This window comes from Nitratireductor sp. ZSWI3 (genome assembly GCF_024655565.1).
Classification (GTDB): Bacteria; Pseudomonadota; Alphaproteobacteria; order Rhizobiales; family Rhizobiaceae; genus Nitratireductor.
The window spans coordinates 1-6105 of sequence record NZ_JANKOF010000157.1; the positions used below are offsets into that span (position 1 = coordinate 1).

The 6105-nt window shown below is 69.3% G+C and carries 4 protein-coding genes and 1 pseudogene; all 5 read left to right on the forward strand.

Annotated elements, in window-relative coordinates:
* Nucleotides 1-1467: thiol reductant ABC exporter subunit CydD (cydD, locus tag NUU27_RS24595; protein ID WP_257764935.1), on the forward strand; the 1467-nt coding region annotated here is incomplete at its 5' end.
* Nucleotides 1464-3155, forward strand: a complete 1692-nt coding sequence (locus NUU27_RS24600) for an amino acid ABC transporter ATP-binding/permease protein (protein ID WP_257764936.1) — start codon at nucleotides 1464-1466, stop codon at nucleotides 3153-3155. The genes cydD and NUU27_RS24600, both read left to right, overlap by 4 nt.
* A 43-nt stretch (nucleotides 3156-3198) precedes the next feature.
* Nucleotides 3199-4776 (forward strand): cytochrome ubiquinol oxidase subunit I, encoded by a 1578-nt coding sequence (locus NUU27_RS24605; protein WP_257764937.1) that lies wholly within the window; start codon nucleotides 3199-3201, stop codon nucleotides 4774-4776.
* 5 nt (nucleotides 4777-4781) lie between these two features.
* Nucleotides 4782-5939 (forward strand): cytochrome d ubiquinol oxidase subunit II, encoded by a 1158-nt coding sequence (gene cydB / locus NUU27_RS24610; protein WP_257764938.1) that lies wholly within the window; start codon nucleotides 4782-4784, stop codon nucleotides 5937-5939.
* Nucleotides 5940-5954: 15 nt separating this feature from the next.
* Nucleotides 5955-6065: pseudogene (cydX, locus tag NUU27_RS24615) on the forward strand (cytochrome bd-I oxidase subunit CydX); the annotation flags it as partial.
* Nucleotides 6066-6105 lie beyond the last annotated feature (40 nt).

The window sequence follows — 6105 nt, forward strand, 5'->3', positions numbered from 1 at the left end:
GCCGGCACGCGCCTGGCGTTCCGCGAAGCGCGGCGCAAGCTCGGCGCATTGCGCCGGGAAGCGGTCGACGCCATCGCCGCCGCCTCGCCGCTCGATGCCGCCCGCCCCTCGTCGGGCTTCGCCGCCAGCGCCCTGGCCGAGCAAGCGGAGACGGTGGTGCCCTACCTGGCGCGCTTCGGGCCGGCCCGGCTCAAGGCCGCGATCGTCCCGGCGATGATTCTCCTGTGCGTGCTGGCATTGTCCTGGTCGGCGGCGTTGATCCTGCTCGCCGCCGCACCGCTGATCCCGTTGTTCATGGCGCTTGTCGGCTGGAAGGCGAAGGAGGCCAGCGAAAGGCAGATGGCCGAGATGGGCAGCATGAACGCCTTCCTCCTCGACCGCCTGCGCGGCCTGACCACCATCCGCGCCTTCGACGCCGTCGACCGGACCGCTGGCCGGCTGCGCGCGAACGCGGAGGACCTGCGCAGCCGCACCATGGCCGTCCTGCGGATCGCCTTCCTGTCTTCGGCGGTGCTGGAACTCTTCGCCGCGCTCGGCGTCGCCATGGTGGCGGTCTATGTCGGCTTTCACCTGCTCGGCAATCTGAACTTCGGCGCCTGGGGCGGAAAGCTGTCGCTCGGCGAGGGTCTGTTCATCCTGCTCCTCGCGCCGGCCTTCTTCGAGCCCTTGCGCGAACTTTCGACCGTCTGGCACGATCGCGCAGCCGGGCAGGCCGCACTTGCGGTCCTCGAAAGGCTCCCGGCCACCGGTGCGCGGATGCCGGGTGCCCTGGACGACCGCGCTCCGCAGACAGGAACCGCCGGCGCGCTTTCGCTCGAGGTCCGGGATCTGCGGTTCCGCCACGCGCAGGCGGCACCCCCCGTGTTCGACGGGTTCTGCCTCAACCTGCAGCCCGGCGAGCGGATTGCCGTGATGGCGCCGAGCGGCGGCGGCAAATCGACTTTGCTCGCCCTGATCGCCGGCCTTGCCGCGGCCGAGGCCGGCTCCATCCGCATCGGCGGACAGCCGATGCAGGGCCCCAACACGGCCGAGATGCGCGCCCGGATCGCCTGGGTGTCGCAGGATCCACACATCTTCGCCGGAACGCTGGCAAGCAATGTCCGGCTCGGACGCCCGGGCATCGGCAGGCAGGAAGTCGCCGCCGCTCTGAGGGCAGCACGGCTGGATAGGATTGCAGCGGTGCGGGGAGCGGCCGCGATCGGCGAAAGCGGGATCGGGCTTTCGGGCGGCGAGGCGCTCCGCCTGGCGCTCGCACGGGCCGCCGCGACGCCCGATGCGGGCATCATCCTGGCCGACGAACCGACCGCCCATCTCGACCGGAAAACCGCCGGCGAGATCACCGGGATGCTGCTTGCCATCGCCGCTGGCCGCACGCTGGTGGTCGCCACGCACGACCCGCTGCTGGCCGCGCGCATGGACCGGGTGGTGACACTGCAGCCGCCGGCGCGATGTGGAGGGCGGCCATGACCCGGGGCAGCCATCTGCGCGCCGTGGCGGCGCTGTTCTGGTCCGGCAACCGCAGCAGGTTGCTGGCCGGCGCCGCCCTCTCCCTCATCACCGTGCTGGCCGGCATCGCCCTGCTCGGCCTGTCGGGCTGGTTCATCACCGCGACCGCGATTGCCGGGCTGTCGGTCGCGACCGCTCTCGCCTTCGACGTCTTCGCACCCTCGGCAGGCATCCGTTTCCTGGCCCTGGCGCGCACCGCCTCGCGCTACGGCGAGCGCCTCGTGACCCATGATGCGACGCTCGAGGTGCTGGCCGCGCTGCGCGAAAAGCTCTTCCGGGGCTGGGCACGCGCCGATGCGGCGCGCGCGATGACGATGCGCCCCGCGCAGCTCCTGTTCCGCCTCACCCTCGACATCGACGCGCTGGACGCGGTGTATCTGCGCCTCATCGTGCCAGCGCTGTCGGCCGCCGGCGCCGCGCTCCTGGCGGCGCTGGCGCTCGGCTTCATCAGCCCGGCGCTCGGCATCGGGGTGGGGTTGGCGCTGCTGGCGACGGGTTTCGGCCTTCCGGCGCTCGCCGCCCGGCGCGCCGAAAAATCGGCCCGCCGCCGCGCCCACGCCCTCGAGGCGCTGCGCTCGCGGGTGATCGATCTCGTCCGCGGCCAGACGGACCTGGCGATGGCAAACCGGATCGGCGCGCAGAGACGGGCTATCGGCGACGCCGAAGCTCGGCTTTCGGCCGCCGACGACGCGCTCAACAGGACGGAGACGGCCGTCAACGCCGGCTTCGGCATCGCCAGCGCCGCCCTGCTCTCGGGCATTCTCCTCACCGTGGCGCTTCTTGCCGAACGCGGTGCGATCGACGCGCCGGTGGCTGCCTTCGCCCTGCTGGTCGGCCTGACCGCGATCGAACCCTTCACCGGGCTGCGGCGCGGCGCCACCGAACTCGGCAGGACCATGCTCGCGATCCGGCGGATCGGCCCGCGGCTGGCGCGCACCGAACGGCAGGAACCCGGGCGCAACGCCCCCGAGGCGGGAACGGCGGTGAGGCTCGACCGCGTGACCGCGGCGTACCCGGGAGCCGGGGCTCCGGCGCTCGACGCCGTCTCGCTTGTCGTCGGCGAGGGCGAGCGGGTTGCGCTGATCGGCGCCAGCGGCGCCGGCAAGTCGTCGCTCCTTGCGGCCGTCGCCGGCGAATTGCCGATACGGGGCGGCCTGTTGCAGACGCGCCGCGCGACGCTGTTCACCCAGCGCACGGAGCTGTTCCACGACACGCTGCGCGGCAATCTGCAGCTTGCCGGGCCCGAGGCGACGGATGTCGAGATCGCCGCCGCGCTGGAGGCTGCCGGGCTCGGGGGACTCGCCGCCAACCGGCACGGTGGTATCGATGCCGTTCTGGGCGAAGGAGGCATCGGGCTTTCGGCGGGCCAGGCCCGCCGGCTGGCGCTCGCCCGCCTTCTCCTGCAGGGCCGCGCCGTGTGGCTGCTCGACGAGGCGACCGAGGGCCTCGACGGAGAGACGGCGCGTGACGTGATCGCGCGGGTTGAAAAGCACGCTTCCGGCAAGACCATGCTGATTGCCACCCACATCCGCCGCGAGGCCGAGGGAGCGGACCGCATCCTCCTGATGGAGAGCGGCCGCATCGTGGCCGAGGCAGGCAGGGGCAGCGCCGAATACGAAATCATGCTCGACGGTCTCAGACCGGACTGAGCCGGATATTGTTCGCAAAGGAGGCCGGAAAGCCGGTGAAATCATGGAACTCGACATCGTAGCCCTGTCGCGCCTGCAATTCGCGATCACCGCACTTTACCACTTCTTGTTCGTGCCCCTGACGCTGGGCCTGTCCATCCTCCTCGCCATCATGGAGACGGTCTATGTGATGACCGGCCGCACCATCTGGCGGCAGATGACCAAGTTCTGGGGCACCCTGTTCGGCATCAACTTCGTGCTGGGCGTCGCCACGGGCATCGTCATGGAGTTCCAGTTCGGGATGAACTGGAGCTACTACAGCCACTATGTCGGCGACATCTTCGGCGCACCGCTCGCCATCGAGGGGCTGATGGCCTTCTTCCTCGAGGCGACCTTCGTCGGTCTGTTCTTCTTTGGATGGGACAAGCTGTCGAAGCTCGGCCACCTGGCCGCGACCTGGGCCGTGGCGATCGGCTCGAACTTCTCCGCCCTGTGGATCCTCATCGCCAATGGCTGGATGCAGAACCCGGTGGGATCGGCATTCAACCCGCAGACGATGCGCATGGAGGTGGCGGATTTCTATGCCGTGCTGATGAACCCGGTGGCGCAGGCGAAATTCGTCCACACCGTTTCGGCCGGCTACGTCACCGCCGCGATCTTCGTTCTCGGCGTCTCCGCCTGGTACGTGCTGAAGGGCCGTCACCTGGAACTCGCCAAGCGCTCGATGACGGTCGCCGCCTCGTTCGGCCTTGCCGCATCGCTCTCGGTGGTCGTGCTCGGCGACGAGAGCGGCTATCTGTCGACCGAACACCAGAAGATGAAGCTCGCCTCCATCGAGGCGATGTGGGAGACCGAGCCCGCGCCGGCCGCCTTCACCGCCTTCGGCTTTCCCGACCAGGAGGCGCGCACGACCCACTATGCCGTCCGCATCCCCTGGGTGATGGGCCTGATCGGAACGCGCTCCCTGACCACGGTCATTCCCGGCATCGAGGAGCTCGTCGACCACGCCAGGACCCGCATCAGGGATGGCATCGTCGCTTATGACGCCCTGCAGAAGATCCGCGCGGCCGGCAGCGACGCCGCCATTCCCGACGACGTTCGCGCCGCTTTCGAGGAGAATGGCGCCGATCTCGGCTATGCGCTGCTGCTCAAGCCATATGTCGACGATCCGCGCGAGGCGACGGATGCCCAGATCGACGAGGCGGCCTGGGACACGGTGCCGAACGTGCCGACGCTGTTCTGGACCTTCCGCATCATGGTCGGCCTCGGCTTCTTCTTCATCCTCCTGACGGCCGTGTTCTTCTATCTGTCGGCCCGCCATCAGCTCGACCGCTATCCCGCGCTCCTGCGCATCGCGGTGTATGCCACGCCGCTGCCGTGGATCGCCGCCGAATGCGGCTGGATCGTCGCCGAGTTCGGCCGGCAGCCGTGGATCATCGAAGGCGTGCTGCCGACGGCGGCGGCGGTCTCGAACCTCGGTGCCTCGACGGTGCTGATGACGATCATCGGCTTCTCGCTGATCTACACCGTGCTGTTCGTCATCGAGATGTCGCTGATGCTGCGCGCCATCGGCGCCGGGCCCGAACCGGACGACGCGCCGGAGGCCGAACTGACACCCGACGCCCTCGCTCCAGCGGAGTAATCGCCATGATCCTGCACACTCTCATCGACTACGATACGCTTCGCCTCATCTGGTGGCTGCTGCTCGGCGTGCTCCTGATCGGCTTTGCCGTGACCGACGGCTTCGATCTCGGCACCGGCGCCCTGCTGCCCTTCGTCGCCAGGACGGACACCGAGCGGCGCGTCGTCATCAACGCGGTCGGCCCGGTCTGGGAAGGCAACCAGGTCTGGCTGATCCTCGGCGGCGGCGCCATCTTCGCGGCCTGGCCGCCGCTCTATGCGGTGTCCTTCTCCGGCTTCTACCTGGCCATGTTCGCCATCCTCTTCGCCCTGATCCTGCGGCCGGTCGGCTTCAAGTACCGCTCCAAGCGCGACAGCACGACCTGGCGCAGCGCCTGGGACTGGGCGTTGTTCATCGGCGGCTTCGTGCCGGCGCTGATCTTCGGCGTCGCCGTCGGCAACGTCCTGCAGGGCGTGCCGTTCCGCCTCGATTCGGACCTGCGCATCTTCTACGAAGGCACGACGCTGCTGGAATTGCTCAACCCCTTCGCCCTCCTGTGCGGATTGCTGTCGGTGGCCATGCTCGTCATGCACGGCGCCGCATGGCTGCAGTTGAAGACCAGCGGTGCCGTCGCCGACCGGGCCCGCTCCTATGGCGCCGTGGCGGCACTTGCCACCATCGCTCTCTTCGCGCTCGGCGGCCTGTGGCTGTGGGCGGGGATCGACGGCTACCGGCTCACCAGCGAGATCGCCGCCGGCGCACCCTCCAACCCGCTGGCGAAGTCCGTCGAGCAGGCGGGCGGCGCCTGGTTCGCGAACTATGCGGCCCAGCCGTGGACGATGCTCGCGCCCGTGCTGGGCTTTGCCGGCGCTGCGCTCGCTTTCCTGCTCCTGCGGAGCCGGCGCGAGGTGCTGACCGTGCTGTCGAGCGCCGTCTCGATCCTCGGCGTCATCTCGACCGTCGGCCTGGCCATGTTCCCCTTCATCCTGCCGTCCTCGATCGATCCGCAGTCCAGCCTGACGGTCTGGGATGCGTCTTCGAGCCACCTGACCCTGTTCATCATGCTCGTGGTGACGGGGATCTTCGTGCCTCTCATCGTCGCCTATACGAGCTGGGTCTACCGGGTCCTGTGGGGCAAGGTCGACGAAGAGGGCATCCGCGATGGCAAGGGCCACGCCTACTAATCTGGAGATGATCCTATGTGGTATTTCGCATGGATGCTCGGCCTGCCGCTGGCCGCCGCCTTCGCGGTGCTCAACGCGATGTGGTACGAGTTGATGGACGATGCGGCAAAGGCCAAGAACGCCGAGCGGGCGGCCGCCCGCGCGACCGCGCGCGGTCGCGGGCGGC

Coding starts and splice junctions, on each gene's coding strand:
- NUU27_RS24600 (WP_257764936.1), top strand. CDS start 1,464: ATGACCCGGGGCAGCCATCTGCGCGCCGTGGCGGCGCTGTTCTGGTCC.
- NUU27_RS24605 (WP_257764937.1), top strand. CDS start 3,199: ATGGAACTCGACATCGTAGCCCTGTCGCGCCTGCAATTCGCGATCACC.
- cydB (WP_257764938.1), top strand. CDS start 4,782: ATGATCCTGCACACTCTCATCGACTACGATACGCTTCGCCTCATCTGG.